The sequence below is a fragment of the Streptomyces sp. SCSIO 75703 genome (assembly GCF_036607905.1).
Lineage (GTDB): Bacteria > Actinomycetota > Actinomycetes > Streptomycetales > Streptomycetaceae > Streptomyces.
In genome coordinates, this window is sequence record NZ_CP144555.1 from 630,667 (window position 1) to 650,841 (window position 20,175).

Here is a 20,175-nt window from a genome sequence, read left to right on the forward strand (position 1 = left end):
GCTCGCGGCCCCGTCGGGGCGGGTCAGCGCCCGTCGGTGAAGACCTCGCCCTTCTCCGCCTTCTCCACCAGCAGCGCGGGCGGCGTGAACCGCTCGCCGTAGCGCTCGGCGAGTTCCCGGGCGCGGGCCACGAAGCCGGGCAGGCCGCCCTCGTAGCCGTTGGCGTACTGGAGGACGCCGCCGGTCCAGCCGGGGAAGCCGATGCCGAGGATCGAGCCGATGTTGGCGTCGGCGACGGAGGTCAGCACGCCCTCCTCCAGCAGCCGGACGGTGTCCAGCGCCTCGGCGAACAGCAGCCGCTCCTGCAGGTCGCGGAAGGGGATCTCGTGGCCGGGCCGGGTGAAGTGCTCCCGCAGTCCGGGCCACAGGCGGGTGCGCCGGCCGTCCTCGTCGTACTCGTAGAAGCCGGCGCCGCCGCTGCGGCCGGGGCGGCCGAACTCGTCCACCATGCGGTCCACCACGGCGTCGGCGGGGTGCGGGGTCCAGGTGCCGCCCGCCTCCTCCACCGCCCGCCGGGTCTCGGCGCGGATCCTCCGCGGCAGGGTGAGGGTGAGTTCGTCCATCAGCGAGAGCACCTTGGCCGGGTAGCCGGCCTGGGCGGCGGCCTGTTCGACGGAGGCGGGCTCGACGCCCTCGCCGACCATGGCGACGCCCTCGTTGAGGAAGTGGCCGATGACGCGGGAGGTGAAGAAACCGCGCGAGTCGTTGACGACGATCGGCGTCTTGCCGATCTGCCGGACCAGGTCGAAGGCGCGGGCCAGCGCCTCGTCACCGGTGCGCTCGCCCTTGATGATCTCCACCAGCGGCATCTTGTCGACCGGCGAGAAGAAGTGCAGTCCGATGAAGTCGCCCTGGCGCTCGACGCCCTCGGCGAGGGCGGTGATGGGCAGGGTGGAGGTGTTGGAGCAGAGCAGGGCGTCGGGGGCGACGACGTCCTGGACCTCCTGGAACACCTTGTGCTTGAGGGCGGTGTCCTCGAAGACGGCCTCGATGACCGCGTCGCAGCCGGCCAGGTCGGCCACCTCGGCGGTGGGCGTGATGCGGGCCAGCAGCGCGTCGGCCTGCTCGCGGGTGGTGCGGCCCTTGGCGACCGCCTTGTCGCACAGCGCCTCGGAGTAGCCCTTGCCCCGCGCGGCGGCCTCCGCGGTGACGTCCTTGAGGACGACGTCGATGCCGGCGCGCGCGCAGGAGTAGGCGATGCCGGCGCCCATCATGCCGGCGCCGAGGACGGCCGCCCTGCGGACCGTGCGGGGCGCGACGCCCTGGGGGCGTCCGGCGCCGGAGTTGACGGCCTGGAGGTCGAAGAAGAACGCCTGGATCATGTTCTTCGCGGTCTGCCCGGCGGCCAGTTCGACGAAGTAGCGGGCCTCGATCTCCTGGGCGGTGGCGAAGTCCACCTGGGCGCCCTCGACGGCGGCGGCCAGGATGCGCCGCGGGGCCGGGTAGGGGGCGCCGTTGGTCTGCTTGCGCAGGGTGGCCGGGAAGGCGGGCAGGTTGGCCGCGAACTTCGGGTGGGCGGGGGTGCCGCCGGGGATGCGGTGGCCGGGCCGGTCCCAGGGCTGGGCGGACTCGGGGTGGGCGTCGATGAAGGCGCGGGCCCTGGCGAGCATGTCCTCGGGGGTGTCGGCGACCTCGTCGACCAGTCCGTTGTCCAGGGCGCGGCGGGGGCTGTACCGGGTGCCCTGGAGCAGCACCTTGAGCAGGGCGTCGGCGATGCCGAGCAGGCGCACGGTGCGCACCACGCCGCCGCCTCCGGGCAGCAGGCCGAGGGTCACCTCGGGCAGGCCGATCCTGGAGCCGGGCGCGTCGAGGGCGACGCGGTGGTGGCAGGCGAGGGCGATCTCGTAACCGCCGCCGAGGGCCGCGCCGTTGATGGCGGCGACGACCGGTTTGCCGAGGGTCTCGATGCGGCGCAGGGCGCTCTTGAGGGCCATGCCGCCGTCGAACAGGTCCTGGGCGCTCTCCGGGGTGACCCGGATGAGGTCGCGCAGGTCGCCGCCGGCGAAGAAGGTCTTCTTGGCGGAGGTGACGATGACGCCGCGGACGGTGTCCCGCTCGGCCTCCAGGCGGTCGGCGACGGTGGCGAGGGAGGCGCGGAACGCCTCGTTCATGGTGTTGGCGGACTGGTCCGGGTCGTCGAGGACGAGGGTGACGACGCCGGTGTCGTCCTGCTCCCAGCGGATGGCGGTGCTCTCGGTCATGGCGGGGTCTCCGTTGAGGTCTGGCGGGTGCGGGGCGCTCGGGGGCCGCGGGGAGGTCAGAGGCGCTCGACGACGGTGGCGATGCCCATGCCGCCGCCGACGCACAGGGTGGCCAGGCCGTAGCGCTTGTCCTGGCGCTCCAGTTCGTCGACGAGGGTGCCGAGGATCATGGCGCCGGTGGCGCCGAGGGGGTGGCCGAGCGCGATGGCGCCGCCGTTGACGTTGACCTTGTCCAGGGAGAGTCCCATGTCCTTCACGAAGCGCAGGACGACCGCGGCGAACGCCTCGTTGATCTCGACGAGGTCGATGTCGTCGATGGTCAGCCCGGCCTTGGCGAGGGCCTTGCGGGTGGCCGGGGCGGGCCCGGTGAGCATGATGGTGGGCTCGGAGCCGGACACGGCGGCGGAGACGATCCGCGCGCGGGGGGTGAGGCCGTTGCGGTCGCCGGCCTCCTTGGAACCGATGGCGACCAGGGAGGCGCCGTCGACGATGCCGGAGGAGTTGCCCGCGTGGTGGACGTGGTCGATCTTCTCGACCCAGTGGTACGTCTGGAGCGCGACGGCGTCGAAGCCGCCGAGTTCGCCGATGTCGGCGAAGGAGGGCTTGAGCCGGCCGAGGGAGTCGGCGGTGGTGCCGGGGCGGGGGTGCTCGTCGCGGTCGAGGACGGTGAGACCGGCGCGGTCCTTGACCGGGACGACGGAGCGGTCGAAGCGGCCCTCCTTCCAGGCGGTGGCGGCCCGCTCCTGGGAGAGGGCCGCGTACTCGTCGACGTCGCGGCGGCTGAAGCCCTCGATGGTGGCGATGAGGTCGGCGCCGATGCCCTGCGGCACGAAGTTGGTGGCGAGGTTGGTCATCGGGTCGTTGAACCAGGCGCCGCCGTCGGAGGCCATCGGCACCCGGGACATGGACTCGACGCCGCCGGCCAGGACGAGGTCCTCCCAGCCGGAACGGACCTTGGCGGCGGCCAGGTTGACCGCCTCCAGGCCGGAGGCACAGAAGCGGTTCTCCTGGACTCCGGCGACGGTGTCGGGCAGCCCGGCGGCGAGGGCGGCGATCCGGGCGATGTCGGAGCCCTGGTCGCCGACGGGTCCGACGACGCCGAGCACGATGTCGTCGACGGCGGCGGGGTCGAGGCCGGGGAACCGCGCCCGGATCTCGTGGATGAGGCCGACGACCAGGTCGACGGGCTTGGTGCCGTGCAGGGCGCCGTTCGCCTTGCCGCGTCCGCGCGGGGTGCGGATCGCGTCGTACACGTACGCTTCGGTGGTCACTGGCGGGCCTTTCGGTGAGGGTTTTCTCGGGCGGGGGCCGGGCCGGTGAGCCCGGGGAGGCCCCAGTCGCGGGCCACGGCCGCGGTGTCGGCGCCGGGCCGGGCGGGGCCGGTGCGGACGGCGGTGGGGGTCGCGGCGAAGCGGGGGGCGGGGGCGGGCTGGGTGAGGCCCTCGTGGTCGGTGAAGGTGCCGCGGGCGGCGAGGTGCGGGTGGCGCGGGGCCTCGCCGAGCGAGAGGACGGGGGCCACGCAGGCGTCCGACTCCTGGAAGACGGCCGTCCACTCCTCGCGGGTGCGGGTGCGGAAGCGGGCGGCGATCGCCTCGCGCAGGGCGTCCCAGCGGGCCGGGTCGTCGCGGCCGGGGGCGTCCGCCGGGAGGCCGAGGAGGTCCGTGAACTCGGCGTAGAACCGGGGTTCCAGGGCGCCGACCGCCATGTGGCGGCCGTCGGCGGTCTCGTAGGTGCCGTAGAAGGGGCAGCCGCCGTCCAGGAAGTTGGCGCCGCGCCGGTCCTGCCAGGCGCCGGCCGAGAGCATGCCGTGGAGCATGGCGGTCAGGTGGGCGGTGCCGTCCACGATGGCGGCGTCGACGACCTGTCCGGTGCCGGTGGCGCGGGCGTGGTGCAGGGCGGCGAGGATGCCGACGACGAGGTAGAGGGAGCCGCCGGCGAAGTCGCCGAGGAGGTTGGCCGGGAAGGGCGGCGGGGTGCCGGGGGCGCCGATCGTGCCGAGGGCGCCGGTGGGCGCGAGGTAGGTGACGTCGTGTCCGGCGCGCGGGGCGAGGGGGCCCTGCTGGCCCCAGCCGGTCATCCGGCCGTAGACGAGGCGCGGGTTGCGGGCGTGACAGGGCTCGGGGCCGACGCCGAGGCGTTCGGCGACGCCGGGGCGCCAGCCCTCGATGAGCACGTCGGCGCGGGCGGCGAGGTCGAGGACGTGGGCGGCGCCGCCGGGGGCCTTGAGGTCGACGAGGACCGAGCGCTTGTTGCGGTTGGTGACGTCGTGGGCCGGGTCGATGGCGAGGCCGGGCCCACCGGGCCGGTCGACGCGGACGACGTCGGCGCCCAGGTCGCCGAGGAGCATCCCGGCGAAGGGGCCGGGGCCGATGCCGGCCAGTTCGACGACGCGGACGCCCGTGAGGGGGCCGTGGGCGCCCGGGGAGGTCTGCGGGGCCGGGGTGGCCGGGGAGACGGAGGGGCCCCCGGTGTCGCCGGAGGCGGGTGGGCTCATGGGGACGCGCGGTGCCCCCGGGGTCGCGGGGGCGTGCGGTGCCCCCGGGGCCGTGGCGTCGTGCGGTGCCCCCGGGGCCGTGGCGTCGTGCGCCGTCGCTTCGGTGTGCGGTGTCGTGCGCCTTGCCGTGGCCATCCAGCCCCCAGTCCGTGACACAACTGATGTAACACCGGTGATGCTAGGAACGTGCCCGGACCGGCACAAGGGCTGGGCGAGCAAGCGCTTAGCCCATTATGGCCGCGGGCGCGCCGCGCCGGCCGGGGCCGGACCCGCCCCACGCATCCCGCGCCGCTCACGCTAGCCTCGGCCACCGACAACGGCGCGTGGTACGCAGCCGGGCGCCGCCGTGGGCCGAGAAGGGGTGTCATGGACAGGCTGAACAGGGCGGAGCGGCCGTACGACGTCGTGCTCTTCGGGGCGACGGGCTTCGTCGGCGGACTCACCGCGCGCTACCTCGCCGCACACGCGCCGAAGGGGCTGCGCTGGGCGGTCGCGGGGCGCGACGAGACGCGGCTGCGGCGGCTCGCGGCCGGGCTGCCGGGACCGTCGGAGCCCGGGGTGCTGCGGGCGGACTGCGCCGACCCGGACGCGGTGCGGGCACTCGCCGGCGCGGCCCGGGTGGTGGCCACGACGGTGGGCCCCTACCTCCGGCACGGCGAGGCGCTGGTCGCGGCCTGCGCCGACGCCGGGACGGACTACCTGGACCTGTCCGGGGAGCCGGAGTTCGTCGACCTGATGTACGTGCGGCACGACGCGCGGGCGCGCGAGACGGGCGCCCGCCTGCTGCACGCCTGCGGCTTCGACTCCGTACCGCACGACCTCGGTGTGTACTTCACGGTCCGCCGGCTCCCGGAGGGCGTGCCGCTGACGGTGGACGGCTTCGTCACCGCCGACGCGCGCTTCTCCGGCGGCACGCTCGCCTCGGCGCTGGGCCAGTTCTCGCGCGGGCGGCACCTGCGGGACGCTGCCCGGGACCGCCGGCGCCACGAACCCCGGCTGGTGGGGCGGCGCGTGACGACCCCGTCGGGCGCCCCGCACTACGCCGGGGAGGTGGGGGCGTGGGCGCTGCCGCTGCCGACCATCGACCCGCAGATCGTGCGGCGTTCGGCGCAGGCCCTGGACCGTTACGGCCCCGACTTCCGCTACCGGCACTTCGCGGCCGTACGGACCCTGCCGGTCGCCCTCGGCGCGCCGCCGGCCGCGGGGGCACTGCTGGCGGCGGCGCAGGTCCCGGCCGTGCGGCGACTGCTGTCGGACCGGCTGGCGCCTGGTGAGGGGCCTGGGGCGGAGCGCCGGGCGCGGAGTTGGTTCCGCCTCCGCTTCGTGGGCGAGGGGGGCGGCCGGCGGGTGTTCACCGAGGTGTCGGGCGGCGACCCGGGCTACGAGGAGACGGCGGTGATGTTCGCAGAGGCGGCGCTCTCCCTCGCCCTCGACGACCTGCCGCCGGCCGCCGGCCAGGTCACGACGGTGGCGGCGATGGGCGACGCGCTGACCGAACGGCTGATCGCGGCGGGCATCCGGTTCCGGGTGGCGGCCGTCCTCTGACGCGTCCGGGCGGCGGCGGACCGGTTGAGGGTCGTGCCGCCGCCCGGGGCGGTGACCTGGGACCCGGCCGGGCCCGGTGCCCACGAGGAGTTCAATGAAACCATCGAAGGTATGAGATTCCTGCTCGACATCACCCTGGACGAAGGCGCGATCGCCGAGGACCCGGCAGGCGAACTGGGGCGCATCCTGCGCTACTGGGGCGGCAACCTCCGGCACTACGCCCTGCGCCCCGGCGACGGCTCACCGGTCCACGACTCGGACTACCGGGAGGTGGGCCGCTGGAGCGTCGAGGAGGACGCGGGCGTGACCGGCTAGCCGGCGGCCGGGCCGACGGCCTCCCGCAGGGCCGCGCGGCACAGGGCGTCGGCCCTGCGGGTGGTCTCCGGGAGGCGGTAGGCCGGGGTCAGCGCCAGCGTGTGGGCGCAGGCGTTGTCGAGGCCCACCCGGTGGCCGACGGAGACGAACACCGGCTTGACGCCGTGCCGGGTGCGCAGCGCGCGCCCGACCTCCTCGTCCCCGTCGAGCAGCGCGGAGGCGCTGCCGCGCGGGGCGTCGGGGGCCGCGTGGGCGAAGGTGAACGGGTTCTTGGCGACGCCGACGGCGGGCAGTCCCGTGAGTACGCCCAGGTGGCTCGCCAGGCCGAAGCGGCGCGGGTGGGCCAGTCCGTAGCCGTCGCAGACGATCAGGCCGGGCGGCACGTCCAGGGCGCCGAGCGCGGCGAGGACGGCGGGCAGTTCCCGGAAGGCGAGCAGCCCCGGCACGTACGGGAAGGCGACCCGTCCGACGGCGGTGGCCTCCTCGACGACCTCCAGGGTCGCCGCGTCCAGGACGACCGCCGCCGCCACGACGACGTCCCGTTCGTCGTCGTAGGCGACGTCCACCCCGGCGACGCGGCCCGTGCCGGGCGGCGGGCCCGCCTCGTCGAGCACGACGCGGGCGCGCAACGCGTCCTGCGCCGCGCGCGCCTCCCGCTCGGTCGCGGGCCAGCCCTCGGGGATGTCCACCGTCACCATGGTGGCCCGAGCCTACGGCAGCCCCGGGGCGGCCGGGCGGGTGGGCGCCCGCCCGCGGCTACTTGTCGAGGGCCTTGCGCAGCTCCTTCTTGTTCATGGACGAACGGCCGTGCACGTCGCGGCGCTTGGCCTCCTCGTAGAGCTGGTCGTAGGTGGGGCCCTGGGGCCCCTGGCGCTTGCCCGCGCGCCGGCCGCCCCGCTCGCCGGAGGACATGTCCTGGGTCGAGACGCGGCTCGCGGTCCGGGACTCGCCGGAGCGGGCGCGCTCCTTGTTCACGGTCCGCGCCGCGATCTCCTCCGCCCGGGACTCGCTCTCGCCGCGGTCGCGGGCGCTCTGCCTGATGTGCTCGTACTGACGCTCCCGTTTGGGGCTCGATCCGCGTGGCATGTCCGTTCCTTTCCTCTCGTCCCTGGCAACCGGATACCCATGTTCCGGACGAACACGACACCCCGCGCGGTGCGCGTCGGCGCGGGCGCATGAACGCGGTGACAGAGGTCACCCGGACGGGGTGTGCACGGACCGGCGGATTCCGACGTCTCCTCCGGTGTCCGGACCGCACCACCCCCGTCAGCCGTCCAGCCGTCCCGAGGGAGCCAGGCGTTGTCCACCGTCATCGAGCAGTCCGTCGAGGCGCGACTCGTCGCCGCAGCGCCCCGTATGCCGAACATCCCCGCCACTCTGCGCTACGACCGTGAGGACCCGTTCGCCGTACGGATGACGTTCCCGGCCCCGGCCACGCTGGAGGGGGTCGAGGTCTGCTGGACCTTCTCCCGCGAACTGCTGACGACCGGGATGAGCGAGCCCGGCGGTGTGGGGGACGTACGGGTGCGGCCGTACGGGTACGACCGGACGGTGCTGGAGTTCCACGCGCCCGAGGGGACCGCCGTCGTGCACGTGCGCTCCGGTGAGCTGCGCCGCTTCCTGCGCGCCACCGGCGAACTGGTGCCGGTCGGCGCGGAACACCTCCACCTCGGCCTGGACCGCGAACTGGCGGAGCTGATGCGGGGCACCGGCACCTGCTGACGGGCCGCGGGCCGGCGGCGCGCTCCGGGGCGGCCGCTCCGCCGCCCGCCGGGTGCCCGAAGCGGCGGGGCGCGCGCCTCTGCCGCCCGGCGGGGAGGCGGGGCCGCGGGGCTATCCGGGGCCGTCCGCGGGGGCGGTCCGGCGGGTCTCGCGGGAGCCCACGGCCTCGCGGAGGCCGTGCAGGACGCCGGGCAGCCCGGGGACCGACGCCTCGCCGAGCGCGGTCAGCCCGCCGACACGCCGCCGCCGCTGCGCCGGGTCCTCCGGCACGCCGAGGACGCGCAGCCGGGCGGCCTCCGCGAGAACGGCGACGACCGCGTCCCGTTCCGCCACGGCCCCGCACGGAACGGGCCCGTCCAGGTCGCGCCGCGTCTCCTCGGCGAGCGCCCGCGCCACGCCCGGACACGCCGGCACGTGCTCGACGGAAGGGAACACGCCGAGGACACGCCGCTTCTCGGCCCGCAGCCAGCCCCCTGCCGTCAACTGCTCGCGGACGGCGTCGTGGGTGACGCGGGCGTGCAGCCGTACCCAGGTCCGCCAGCGGTGCGGCAGGGATTCGCGGACCAGGTCCAGGAGACCGTCCAGGGCGACGTCCCCGGTGCGCGTGTCCAGGTCGGCGGGGGTGGCGATGCCGTCCGCGTCGGTGAGCAGGCCGCGCCGGGCGAGTTCGGCGAGAGCGCCGGCGCGCACGAGACGGTGGGCTCCGGGCGGGTCGCCCGCCTGCGGGGCCGTGCCGTCCCAGGCGAGCAGGGCGAGCCGCGCCGGCACGGAGGGCGGGGGCACACGGGGCGGTCGCGGCGCGGGGCGCGGGCCGTCGGGCACGGGGGCCTCCTCGGAGCCGGGGACACGCGGGCGGCCGGACGGCACGTCCCGGCACCGGCGCCCCGCCGGGCTCCCCCGGTGCGGGCGCCGGCTCCCGGCGTCTCCTTGCGCGGGTGCCCCGGGGCGGGCCCGGCACGCGTGCCGTTCCGGTCCGCCGCCGGGCGCGTGCGCGTGTGAGGTGTCTCTCCTCCGGCGCCGCCGCGTACTCCTCCAGGGTGGGCGTGTCACCCGACCGGCCCTGGGACCTGCGGCTCCCCGCCCCACGGCGCCGACAGGGGGCCCCCGCTGCTCAGCCACCCTTACCGCGCGTTTAACCTACGGTCTCGTAACCTACGGTTTCGTAGCCTACGATCCCGTAGGTTTCCCGGCACCGCTCGCCGGACCTCTTCCGCTCTGTCGCACGTCCCCACTGGAGTACCCGTGACGCTCACCTCCCCGCACCTCGGCGCCCCCGCCGAGTGGACCGACGCCCGCCTGCTGTACGCGCTGGAGGAAGTGGTCGAGAAGGAGCTGAACCGCCATCTGAAGGTCGCCAAGGACTGGATGCCCCACGAGTATGTCCCGTGGAGCGACGGCCGCAACTTCCCTGGTCTGTTCGAGGACGGCGAGCCCTGGGAGAAGGAGCAGTCGAAGGTCACCGAGGTCGGTCGGATCGCCCTGGTGGTGAACCTCCTGACGGAGGACAACCTCCCCAGCTACCACCACGAGATCGCCACCCTCTTCGGCCGCGACGGCGCCTGGGGCACCTGGGTGCACCGCTGGACGGCGGAGGAGGGCCGGCACGGCATCGTCATGCGCGACTACCTGCTCGCCTCGCGCGCCGTGGACCCGGACAAGCTGGAGCAGTTCCGGATGTCCCACATGAGCGAGGGCTTCGAGTCGGACAACCGGCACTCGATGCTGCACTCGGTCGCCTACGTCGCCTTCCAGGAGCTGGCGACCCGCATCTCGCACCGCAACACCGGCCACCAGTCCGGCGACCCGGTCTGCGACCGCATGCTGGCCCGCATCGCCACCGACGAGAACCTGCACATGGTCTTCTACCGGAACCTGCTGCGGGCCGCCTTCGAGATCGCGCCCGACCCGACGATGGCGGCGGTGCGGGACGTGGTCGTGAACTTCCGGATGCCCGGCCACGGCATCCCCGGCTTCGAGCGGGCCGCCGCGCAGATGGCCATCGGCGAGGTCTACAACCTGCGCATCCACCACGACGACGTGATCCAGCCGGTGCTGCGCTTCCTGAAGATCATGGAGATCGACGGGCTCGGCCCCGAGGGCCGCCGCGCGCAGGAGGAGCTGGGGCTGTTCATGGGCGGACTGGACGCCGAGGCCGCCAAGTTCGACGAGCGGCTGGCGGCGCGCAAGGCCCGGATGGCGGCCCGCGGCAAGGTCTGACGGCACCCGAGCGGACGCCGGGGGTCCGGCGGGCCGGTGCCGCGGCGCGCGCGGGTCAGCGCGTGCCGCGGCGCAGCGCCAGGCGTTCCTTCTCCGACAGCCCGCCCCACACGCCGAAGCGTTCGTCGTTGGCGAGGGCGTACTCCAGGCACGCGGGGCGTATGGGGCACAGGGCGCAGATGCGTTTGGCGTCCCGTACGGAGCTTCCGGGCTCGGGGAAGAAGAACTCCGCCCCGGTCTGCGCGCACAGCGCCTCGTCCGTCCAGACGGGGACGGGCGCGATGGTCGTCTCGATGTGCATGTCCTGGAGTGTGCACCGCGCCGAAAAACGTTCGCTCAACGCCGGATCAACGCCGTCGCGCACGCCGCCGCGCGGCCCTGGGCGCCGGTACGCCGGACGCGGCCCCCGGCACTCGCCGACCGTTCCCGATGGTCTCCCACGGCGCCCCTCGGCGCACGACGGCGCGCGCGAGCGCGGGCCAGGGGCGAGACTCGTACGGAGCGTGCCGCGGGACCCGTGCGAGGAGGGCCAAGATGCTCACCACCCGTTTCGTCACCGGCGCCCCCGACTGGATCGAGGTGGGCGTCCCGGACCCGGACGGCGCCGCGTCCTTCTACGGGGCCCTGTTCGGCTGGCGGCTGCGTCCGGGGACCGGCCCGGCGGACGGGGGCGTCTTCGAGCGGGACGGGGCCGTGGTGGCGGGCGCGCGGACCGTGCCGGAGGGGGAGCCGACCGCCTGGACGGTGTACTTCCGCGGTCCGGACCCCGAGGCCGCCGCCGAGGTCTCCCGCCGCTCGCGCGGCGAGGTGCTGCGCCCGGCGGAGCGGGACGCCGAGGGGGCCGTCACGGTACTGCTCCGGGACCGGGGCGGCGCGGTGTTCGGGGTACGGCGGCCGGGCCGGCGGGCCGGGGTGGAGGCGGCGGGCGTGCCCGGCGCGCTGTGCTGGACGGAGCTGCACACGGCGGACGTGGCCGCCGCGGCGGCGTACTACCGCGCGGTGCTCGGGCTGGACACGTCGGGCGTGACGTTTCCGGGCGGTGTGTACACCTGCGTCGAGCCGGGCGGCGCGCAGGAGGACGCCGTGTTCGGCGGCCTGGCCGCGCTCGCCGACGATCCGGTGGAGACGGCGCCGCACTGGCTGCCGTACTTCGCGGTCCCGGACACCGACGCGGTGGTCGGCCGGGCGCTGGAGCGCGGCGGCGGGGCGCCGCTGCCCGCGACGGACGTCGGGGGCGTCGGCCGGCTGGCCCGGCTCACCGATCCGTGGGGCGCCCGGTTCGCGGTCCTGAGGCCGGCGCCCCGCCAGGGGTGAGCCGGGCAGCCCGGCCACGCGGGCACCGGCCGTGGAACGCGCGCCGGGCGCCCGCCCGTCCGGTTCAGGCGCTGGCGCGGCGGACCAGCGTGGTGGGCAGGACCACGCTCCGGGCCGCGCCCGGCACGCCCTCGCTCCCCTCGCCGTCGCTTCCGTCGCTTCCGTCGCTTCCGTCGCTTCCGTCGCCGGGAGCGTGGTCGAGTGCGCGCAGCAACAGGCGGGCCATCAGCCGGCCCATGCCCTCGATGTCCTGACGGACCGTGGTGAGCGGCGGGTCGGTCTGCTCGGCGACCGGCAGCATGTCGTCGAAGCCGACCACGGCCACGTCCTCCGGCACCCGGCGCCCGTTCTCGCGCAGCACCCGCAGGGCGCCGGCGGCGGTGAGGTCGTTGGCGGCGAAGACGGCGTCCAGCGCGGGGCACCGGTCGAGCAGTTCGCGCATCGCCCGTTCGCCGCCGGCCGGGGTGAAGTCGCCGTGCGCGACCGGCCCCGGCGCGTGTTCGCCGGCCGCGTCCAGGAACCCGGCGAGCCGGTCGGCCGCGGAGGTCTGGTCGAGCGGGCCGGTGATGTGGGCGATGCGGGTGCGGCCGAGCGCGGCGAGGTGCCGTACGGCCTCGCGGGCGCCACCGCGGTTGTCGCTGTCGACGTAGACCACGCCGCCAGGGCCGTCGTCCCAGTCGGGCCGCCCGCCGAAGACGGTGGGCACCCCGGCGCGGCGGACCAGTCCGGGCAGCGGGTCGTCCAGGTGCAGGGAGAAGACGAGGGCGCCGTCGACGTGGCCGCCCGCCAGGTACCGGCCGACGCGGGCGTGGTCCTCCCGGCCCTCGGTGAGCAGTAGGACCAACTGGTTGTCGTGGGCGGTGAGTTCCTTGCTGATCCCGCGGAGCTGCTGGGCGAAGTAGGGGTCGGCGAAGACCCGGGTCTCCGGTTCGGCGGCGACGACGGCGATCGCGTCGTGCCGCCGGGTCACGAGGCTGCGGGCGGCCTGGTTGGGGACGTAGCCGAGTTCGTCCACGGCGTGCCGGACCCGTTCGGCGAGCGCGTCCCGCACCCCGTGCGCGCCGTTGACCACGCGGGACACGGTGGCGCGCGAGACCCCGGCCCGCGCGGCCACGGCCTCCAGCGTGGGGCGCGGGGCTGTCTCGCTCACTTGGGGCTCCTCGTCGGCGGCTGCGGATCAGAATAACCGCCGGCGCCGCGCGGACCTGGGGCCCCGTCAGTGCGCGTGGCCGGGCGGGTGCCCGGACCCGTCGCCCGTACCGGAACCCTCGCCGGTGCCCGCTCCCGCCCGGGACGCGGTGCCCTTGCCCGTTCCGGACGCGGTGCCCGTGCCCGCCCCCGCGCCGGACCCCTCGCCGCTCCCGGACCCGGTCCCCGAACCCGCCGCCTGGCCCGGGGCGTGGGCGTGCGGGTCGTGGCCCGGGATGGTCCCGTCCGCCTTCTTCACCAGGAAGAGGCCGACCATCCCCATGTCGGAGTGGCTCTGCACGTGGCAGTGGTACATCCACGCCCCGGCCCCGACCCCCTCCCCCGCGATCACCTGGAAGCCGAAGGAGTCCGCCGGGCCGACGATCTTGTTGTCGACGACGCGGCTGGGGTCGTCGGGGCCGGTGAGCAGGCCGGTGCGGTTGTCCGCCCAGCGGTGACCGTGCATGTGGAAGGTGTGGTAGTACTCGCCGTGCGTGATCATCACGAACTCGACCCGGTCCCCCACGGTGGCCTCGAAGTCGGGGCCGGCGGGCAGGTTGTTGACGAGCATGTCATTGAAGACGATCGTGTGCGTGGCGTCCGGCAGGACGTCGCCCGCGCGCCGGACGATCACGGGCCCGTACAGGCCCCGCCGGATGCCCCCGGTGCCGTGCTCGGTGCCGACGACGTGGTCGTGGTAGTGCCAGTAGCCCGCGCTGCCGGGCCGCCAGGTGCCGTCCTTGCGCCGGCCCGGGGTGTGGGTGCGCCAGGTGTAGGTGCGGGTGTCGCCGGGCTCGACGGCGCTGCGGTTCATGGTGGTGCCGTCGCTGGAGATCTCGTAGTCGAGGCCGTGGACGTGCAGGCTCGCGGTGACGTCCATCGTGTTGGTGAACTCGATGTGCAGCGTGTCGCCCTCGTTGATCTCGATCAGCGGGCCGGGGATGCTCGCCTTGCCCTTCTCCAGGCCGTAGCCCATCTGGCCGTCGGGAAGCTTCTCGGCGTACATCCTGAGGTGGCGCACCTCCCCGCCGGCCGGGGCCGTGCGGGCCGGGGCGGTGGCGTCGGGGGCGGCCCCGGCGCGCTCCGGCGCCAGGGACAACGATGTCGCGACGGCCGCGCCACCCAGCAGCACGCGTCGGTTGAAACCACGTCTGTCCATGCTCGACTCCCCACTGCGGTACGGGATGTGCCAAGGCGGAGCGTGATGTGCCGGCGAGAGGCCGGGGGAACCTGTGGGACGGTACCGGCTCACGCCTGGTTTATCCACACTCAGGACAAAGTTAGTCCCGTCGCGGCCATACCTCTTGGCGAACCGCGCAAAGAGGTCTAGCTTCCATGGCGCTGTCGCCGCGACCGAGGAGGGGTGGGTGACCCCATGCGGTTCACTTCGCACCACGATCCTTCGCACCACGATCCTTCGCACCACAAGCCCGTCCGCCCACGAGGACCGAGCGCCGTACGAGGCAGGAGACGGATCCTGGCGGCGTCCCTGACCGCCGCCCTGGCCACCGCGGGACTGCTGTCGAGTCCCGCGGCGGGCGCGCTCCCCGCGCCCGAACCCCCGACAACGATGTCGATCACATCCCCACCGGGCAGCGCCGACGTGCGCGTCCTGGTCTTCTACGGGTCCGCCGCGCCCGGCGAGGAGTCACCGGTGGTCAACGCCGGTATCGCGGCGATCGAGCGGATCGGCCTGTCCGGCCCCGCCGACCAGCGCTTCACGGTCGAGGCCACGGACGACGCCTCGGTCTTCACCAGCGAGCGCCGGCTGGGCCGCTTCAACTCCGTCGTGTTCCTGACCGGCGGCGGCGACGTCCTCGACCCGGACCAGGAGAGCGGGCTGGAGGCGTACATGAAGGCCGGCGGCGGTTTCGTCGGCATCCACGACGCGGCCCGTGCCGAGCCCTACTCCGACTGGTTCACCGGTCTGATCGGCGCCCGCCCGGCGGCGTCGAGCCCGACGTCCGTCCAGCGGGCCACCGTCGAGGTCGGCGACCGCGTCCATCCGGCCACCAAGGACCTGCCGGTGGAGTGGAAACGGCCCGACAAATGGCTGAACTGGGCGAAGAACCCGTCCGGCGAGGTGCACACCGTCGCCCGGGTCCGCGAGTCCACCTATCAGCCGGGCCAGGGCGCGGCCGGCTGGGACCACCCGGTGAGCTGGTGCCGGGACTACGACGGCGGACGCTCCTTCTACACCGCCATGGGCGGCACCGCCTCCTCGTACGACGAGACGGACTTCCGCGCCCACCTGCGCGGCGCCCTGCTGTGGACGACGCGGATGGCGCGCGCCGACTGCAAGGCGACGATCACCGCGAACTACCGTGCCGAGCGGCTCACCCAGGCCAACCAGCCCGGCCAGAACGACCAGATCGGCGAGCCGCACGGGCTGGTCACCGCCCCCGACGGCCGGGTGTTCTACATCGGCCGGGGCGGCGCGGACTCCTCCCGGCCCGTGGTGACCGACTGGAACGACCCGAACGTCGGCAAGGGCACCGGGCAGATCCACGTCTACGACCCGAAGACCCGGAAGGTCTCCCTCGCCGGGGAGCTGACCGTCTTCGGCAACAAGGGCGGCGGCGACGAACTGGTCAAGGTGGAGGAGGGCCTGCTCGGCATCGAACTGGACCCGGGCTTCGCCCGCAACGGCTGGGTGTACCTGCACTACACGCCGCACTCCGGGGTCGACCGGGACACCCGTGTCGCCCAGCGGCAGGTCTCCCGCTTCACCTTCGACGAGGCCACCGGCCGGCTGGACCCCGGCAGCGAGAAGGTGCTGCTGAAGTGGCCGGTGCAGGTGCACAGTTGCTGCCACGCGGGCGGCGGGATGGCCTGGGACTCCCAGGGCAACCTGTACATCGCCACCGGTGACAACAACTCCAGCGGGTTCAGCGACGGTTACTCGGGCAACAACCCGCTGCCCGCCTACAAGGGCCTCTCCTTCGCCGACGCGCGCCGCACGGCCGGCAACACCAACAACCTCAACGGCAAGATCCTGCGCATCCACCCGGAGCCGGACGGGACGTACACGCTCCCCGAGGGCAACCTCTTCACCGGCAAGGAGACCGCCGAGGGCGGCGGCAAGACGCGCGGCGAGATCTACGTGATGGGCGTGCGCAACCCGGCGCGCATCTCCGTCGACACGTCGACCGACGTGCTGTACGCGGGCTGGGTCGGGCCCGACGCGGGCGCCCCGTCGACGACCTGGGGCCCGGCGAAGTACGACACGTTCGCCGTGATCACCAAGGCGGGCAACCGGGGCTGGCCCTACTGCATGGGCAACAAGCAACCCTACCGGGACCGGAACCTGCCGGACCCGTCGAAGCCGCTGGGCTGGTACGACTGCGACCACCCGAAGAACGAGTCGCCGAACAACGACGGGCTGGTCGACCTGCCCCCGGTCACCGGCAACAACATCTGGTACTCCCCGCAGGGCGGCGGGCCGGACTTCCCGCGGAACGCCGACGGCGTGCCCTCGTACCGGCAGAGCGAGTCCACGTACGCGCTGCCCTGGCTCAAGGGCGGCGGCCAGGCCGCGATGAACGGCCCGGTCTACCGCTTCGACGCCGCCAACCCCAACGCGGCCAAGTGGCCCGCGTACTGGGACGGCAAGTGGTTCGTCGGCGACTTCTACGACGCCGACCAGCCGCGCAACGCGGTCCTGACCGACCCGCGGACCCACGGCGACGGCGGGCTGCCTGTGCACTCGGAGTCGCTGAAGAAGATCGTGCCGGTGGGCAACGACCACATCCGGAACCTGATGGACTGGAAGTTCGGTCCCGACGGCACGCTGTACGTCCTCGACTACGGCCGCGGCTTCTTCACCTCGGACGCCAAGTCCGCGCTGTGGCGCGTCACCTACACGGGCGGCGGGGCGACCCCCGCCGCCGGCCAACTCGTCAGGGGGGCCGCATGATCCGCCACCGAGGAATGCGCCGCAGAGCCGGGTGGGCCGGTCTGCTGGCCACCCTGCTCGTCGTCCTCGGCATGCCGGTGCCGTCCGCGGCCGGACCGGGCGAGGGCCCGGCCGCCGGGGCGGCCGGGCAGGTGCTGACCTGGACCGCGGGCAACGACATCGACCGCTACCTGTCCGCGCCGGCCACCGCGGTGGCCGGCCCCGCGACCATCGTCTTCGAGAACAGCGAGGCGACCGGCAACACGACCGGCATGCCGCACACGCTGACGTTCGTGACCTCCGACCCGGAGTTCAACGGCGACGTCCAGCTCAACATCCTCGCCAATCCGAGCGACGCCCAGGGCGGCCGGCACACCGCCGAGGTCACCCTCACCCCGGGCCGCTACTCCTACCACTGCACCATCCCCGGCCACGGGGAGATGCGGGGCGTGCTGGTGGTGACCGAGGGCTCCGGCGAGGACACCACCGCGCCGACGGCGAGCGCCGAGGTGACCGGGACCAAGAACGCCGACGGCGCCTTCGTCGGCTCGGCGACCGTCGCCCTCTCCGCCACCGACGAGGGCTCCGGCGTCGACCGGATCGAGTACGCCCTCGGCGACGAGGAGGCGTGGCAGCCGTACACCACGCCCGTGGTCGTCGACCAGGTCGGCACGCACACCCTGCGCTACCGCGCGCTGGACAAGGCGGGCAACGTCTCCGACGTCGCCACCGTCGAGTTCACCGTGGCGGCCCCGCCGACCGACGACACCACCCCGCCCGAGACCTCGGCGACCGTCGCCGGGGAACGGGACGCCGACGGGGCCTACATCGGCATGGCGACCGTCACCGTCACCGCCTCGGACACCGGGTCCGGCGTCAACACCATCGAGTACGCGGTCGGTTCGGGCGCCTGGCAGTCCTACACCGGACCGGTGATGGTGCACGAGGCCGGTACGCACACCGTGCGCTACCGGGCCACCGACAAGGCGGGCAACGCCGCGCCGGAGAAGAGCGTCGGCTTCACCGTCGTCACCGCTCCGCCACAGGACACCACCCCACCGGTGACCGGGGTCGGCGTGGCGGGCTCGAAGAACTCCGACGGCGCCTACGTCGGCAGCGCCGAGGTCACCGTCACCGCCACCGACGAGGGCGGCAGCGGCGTCGACACCATCGAGTACTCCCTCGACGCCGGGCCGTACCTCGCCTACACGAAGCCGGTCGTCGTGGACCGGGTGGGCCGGCACACACTGGCCTACCGGGCGAGCGACAAGGCGGGCAACACCTCCCCGCCGCTCACGGTGAGCTTCACCGTCGTGGCCGGCCAGGTGCCCGCGCCGCCCTGCCCCGAGTACGACGAGCGGCGCACGGTGTTCGTCGGCACGGTCGACTCGGGCGTGCCCAACCGGGTCACCGACAACCGGTGCCGGATCGGCGAGCTGATCGAGGACGAGAAGGAGTGGACCTCCCACGCGCTCTTCCTCAAGCACGTGAAGGCCGTGCTGGACCGGCTCCGCAAGGACGGCGTCGTCGACCAGCGGGAGCACCGGGCCATCACCGACGCGGCCCGGCAGTCCGGCATCGGCCGGCCCGGGCAGACCGAGGGCTACCGCAGCCTCTTCGACGGCACCGCCGAGTCCCTCGCCAAGTGGGAGCACGTCGGCGGCGGTTCGTTCGCGCTGAACCAGGACGGGACCATCACCTCGGGCACCACCCGGGACGGGCTCGGCATGCTCTGGTTCCCGCAGCGGGCCTACGGCGACTTCTCGCTGAAGCTCCAGTGGCGGGACGACGCCCCGGGCACCGGCAACGCCAACTCCGGTGTCTTCGTCCGGTTCCCCGAGGTGCACGACCACCCGGAGGAGCCGCGCCCGGAGTGGGCCGCCATCAAGTACGGGCACGAGGTGCAGGTGTTCGACTCGCCCACCGGCGACATGTACAAGACGGGGTCCGTCTACGGATTCGACCGCGTGGGCCTGGCCGGCGCGGGCGTGACGGAGAAGGGCACCTGGAACGACTACGAGATCCGGGTCGTCGACCAGCACTACTCGGTCTACCGCAACGGGGTGCTGATCAACGAGTTCGACAACACCGGCGGCCAGGAGTTCTCCCCGCCGCGCTCGGACGACCCGGGCACGGACGGGCGGCGCTTCGCCTCCGGCTACCTCGGACTCCAGGTGCACAGCACCTCGGACGTGGTCTCCTACCGGGACATCCGGATCATGGAGCTGTAGTCCACCGCGTGGCTCACCGGGCCGGGGGGCTCTGCTTCCTGGCCCGGCTGGGCTGCACCCGGCTCGGTTCGCCCGGCATCTTCGGGTACTCGGGCGGGTACGGCAGATCACCGAGGCCGTGGTCGCGTTCGTCCTGGTTCGCCAGTTCGAGCAGCGCCTCCAGGGAGTGGGCCTCCGCGTCCATGCCCGCGTGCACGTCGCCGAGTTCGGCGAAGCGCGCGGGCATGGTCGTGATGTCGAAGTCGGCGGGTTCGGCGACGCCCACCTCGTCCCAGCGCAGCGGCGCCGAGACGGGGGCGTTCGGCCTCGGGCGGACCGAGTAGGCGGAGGCGATGGTGCGGTCGCGGGCGGTCTGGTTGTAGTCGACGAAGATCTTCTCGCCTCGCTCCTCCTTCCACCACTTGGTGGTCACCCGGTCCGGCATCCGCCGCTCCAGTTCCCGTCCGGCGGCGATCGCCGCGCGCCGCACCTGGGTGAAGGTCCAGCGCGGCTCGATGGGCACGAAGACGTGCAGGCCCCGGCCGCCGGAGGTCTTGGGCCAGCCGCGCAGGCCGCCGAACTCCTCCAGCACCTCCCGGAGTTCGTGGGCGGCGCGGACCGCGTCGGAGTAGTCGGTGCCGGGCTGCGGGTCGAGGTCGAGGCGGAGTTCGTCCGGGTGGTCCACGTCGCCGCGGCGCACCGGCCAGGGGTGGAAGGTGAGGGTGCCGTACTGGACGGCCCACAGCACCGCGGCCTCCTCGGTGGGGCACATCTCGTCGGCGCTGCGTCCGCTGGGGAAGGTGATGTGCGCGGTCGGGATCCAGTCGGGCATGCTCTTGGGCGCGCGCTTCTGGAAGAACCACTCGCCGCCGACGCCCTCCGGGTAGCGCTCCAGGGTGGTGGGCCGGTCGCGCAGAGCGCGCAGGATGCCGGGGGCGACCGCCTGGTAGTAGCGGGCGACGTCCAGCTTGGTGTGGCCCCGCTCGGGGAAGAAGAGCTTGCCGGGGCTGGACAGCCGTACCGTCCGGCCACCCGCCTCCAGTTCCACCGCGTCCGCCATGCGAGCCACGGTAG

The 20,175-nt window shown here is 74.2% G+C and carries 17 protein-coding genes; 7 read left to right on the forward strand and 10 right to left on the reverse strand.

Annotated elements, in window-relative coordinates:
* Positions 1-23: 23 nt before the first annotated feature.
* The 3 genes from VM636_RS02895 to VM636_RS02905 are packed head-to-tail and all read right to left on the reverse strand — an operon-like array spanning position 24 to position 4,695.
* Positions 24-2,201, reverse strand: a complete 2,178-nt coding sequence (locus VM636_RS02895) for a 3-hydroxyacyl-CoA dehydrogenase NAD-binding domain-containing protein (RefSeq protein ID WP_338483120.1) — start codon at positions 2,199-2,201, stop codon at positions 24-26.
* 56 nt (positions 2,202-2,257) lie between these two features.
* Positions 2,258-3,472: an acetyl-CoA C-acetyltransferase gene (locus VM636_RS02900; RefSeq protein WP_030421933.1), complete on the reverse strand. Its 1,215-nt coding sequence runs from the start codon at positions 3,470-3,472 to the stop codon at positions 2,258-2,260.
* Complete coding sequence (locus tag VM636_RS02905; RefSeq protein WP_338483121.1) at positions 3,469-4,695, reverse strand: CaiB/BaiF CoA-transferase family protein; 1,227 nt, start codon at positions 4,693-4,695, stop codon at positions 3,469-3,471. Before VM636_RS02905 ends, VM636_RS02900 begins: the two co-directional genes overlap by 4 nt.
* Positions 4,696-5,061: 366 nt before the next feature.
* On the opposite strand from VM636_RS02905, the gene VM636_RS02910 reads away from it, so the two are divergent.
* Positions 5,062-6,240, forward strand: a complete 1,179-nt coding sequence (locus VM636_RS02910) for a saccharopine dehydrogenase NADP-binding domain-containing protein (protein WP_030421931.1) — start codon at positions 5,062-5,064, stop codon at positions 6,238-6,240.
* A gap of 111 nt (positions 6,241-6,351) precedes the next feature.
* Entirely contained in the window at positions 6,352-6,555 is a 204-nt protein-coding gene (locus tag VM636_RS02915; RefSeq protein ID WP_338483122.1) for a hypothetical protein, read from the forward strand.
* Here the strand turns inward: VM636_RS02915 and VM636_RS02920 are convergent.
* Together VM636_RS02920 and VM636_RS02925 are read right to left on the reverse strand one after the other, a co-directional pair.
* Positions 6,552-7,253 (reverse strand): endonuclease V, encoded by a 702-nt coding sequence (locus VM636_RS02920; RefSeq protein WP_030421929.1) that lies wholly within the window; start codon positions 7,251-7,253, stop codon positions 6,552-6,554. The genes VM636_RS02915 and VM636_RS02920 overlap by 4 nt on opposite strands.
* 58 nt (positions 7,254-7,311) lie before the next feature.
* Complete coding sequence (locus VM636_RS02925; protein WP_030421928.1) at positions 7,312-7,641, reverse strand: hypothetical protein; 330 nt, start codon at positions 7,639-7,641, stop codon at positions 7,312-7,314.
* Positions 7,642-7,854: 213 nt separating this feature from the next.
* On the opposite strand from VM636_RS02925, the gene VM636_RS02930 reads away from it, so the two are divergent.
* Entirely contained in the window at positions 7,855-8,277 is a 423-nt protein-coding gene (locus VM636_RS02930) for an SsgA family sporulation/cell division regulator (protein ID WP_030421927.1), read from the forward strand.
* A gap of 111 nt (positions 8,278-8,388) precedes the next feature.
* Here the strand turns inward: VM636_RS02930 and VM636_RS02935 are convergent, their stop codons facing one another.
* Positions 8,389-9,099, reverse strand: coding sequence for a GPP34 family phosphoprotein (locus tag VM636_RS02935; protein ID WP_030421926.1), 711 nt, complete (start codon positions 9,097-9,099; stop codon positions 8,389-8,391).
* A gap of 420 nt (positions 9,100-9,519) precedes the next feature.
* On the opposite strand from VM636_RS02935, the gene VM636_RS02940 reads away from it, so the two are divergent.
* Entirely contained in the window at positions 9,520-10,494 is a 975-nt protein-coding gene (locus VM636_RS02940) for an acyl-ACP desaturase (protein WP_030421925.1), read from the forward strand.
* Positions 10,495-10,549: 55 nt separating this feature from the next.
* Here VM636_RS02940 and VM636_RS02945 read toward each other — a convergent pair whose 3' ends face one another.
* The gene (locus VM636_RS02945; RefSeq protein ID WP_030421924.1) at positions 10,550-10,795 is read right to left on the reverse strand and encodes a WhiB family transcriptional regulator; all 246 of its coding nucleotides are present in this window, start codon (positions 10,793-10,795) and stop codon (positions 10,550-10,552) included.
* A gap of 233 nt (positions 10,796-11,028) precedes the next feature.
* Between VM636_RS02945 and VM636_RS02950 the strand changes: the two genes are divergently transcribed.
* On the forward strand, positions 11,029-11,808 hold the full coding sequence (locus VM636_RS02950) for a VOC family protein (RefSeq protein WP_030421923.1): 780 nt from the start codon (positions 11,029-11,031) through the stop codon (positions 11,806-11,808).
* A 64-nt stretch (positions 11,809-11,872) separates the two neighbouring features.
* Here the strand turns inward: VM636_RS02950 and VM636_RS02955 are convergent, their stop codons facing one another.
* Positions 11,873-12,958 carry a LacI family DNA-binding transcriptional regulator gene (locus VM636_RS02955; RefSeq protein ID WP_338483124.1) on the reverse strand — a complete coding sequence of 362 codons (1,086 nt, stop codon included), beginning with the start codon at positions 12,956-12,958 and terminating at the stop codon, positions 11,873-11,875.
* Between the two features lie 66 nt (positions 12,959-13,024).
* Positions 13,025-14,155 (reverse strand): multicopper oxidase domain-containing protein, encoded by a 1,131-nt coding sequence (locus VM636_RS02960; protein ID WP_078856122.1) that lies wholly within the window; start codon positions 14,153-14,155, stop codon positions 13,025-13,027.
* Between the two features lie 411 nt (positions 14,156-14,566).
* Here VM636_RS02960 and VM636_RS02965 point away from each other — a divergent pair, with 411 nt between their 5' ends.
* Together VM636_RS02965 and VM636_RS02970 are read left to right on the forward strand one after the other, a co-directional pair.
* The gene (locus VM636_RS02965) at positions 14,567-16,912 is read left to right on the forward strand and encodes a ThuA domain-containing protein (RefSeq protein WP_078856121.1); all 2,346 of its coding nucleotides are present in this window, start codon (positions 14,567-14,569) and stop codon (positions 16,910-16,912) included.
* 14 nt (positions 16,913-16,926) lie between these two features.
* A complete protein-coding gene (locus tag VM636_RS02970; protein ID WP_338483126.1) occupies positions 16,927-19,122 on the forward strand; it encodes a family 16 glycoside hydrolase in 2,196 nt (731 codons plus the stop codon).
* A 13-nt stretch (positions 19,123-19,135) separates the two neighbouring features.
* Here the strand turns inward: VM636_RS02970 and ligD are convergent, their stop codons facing one another.
* The gene (ligD, locus tag VM636_RS02975; protein WP_030421918.1) at positions 19,136-20,161 is read right to left on the reverse strand and encodes a non-homologous end-joining DNA ligase; all 1,026 of its coding nucleotides are present in this window, start codon (positions 20,159-20,161) and stop codon (positions 19,136-19,138) included.
* Positions 20,162-20,175: the final 14 nt, after the last annotated feature.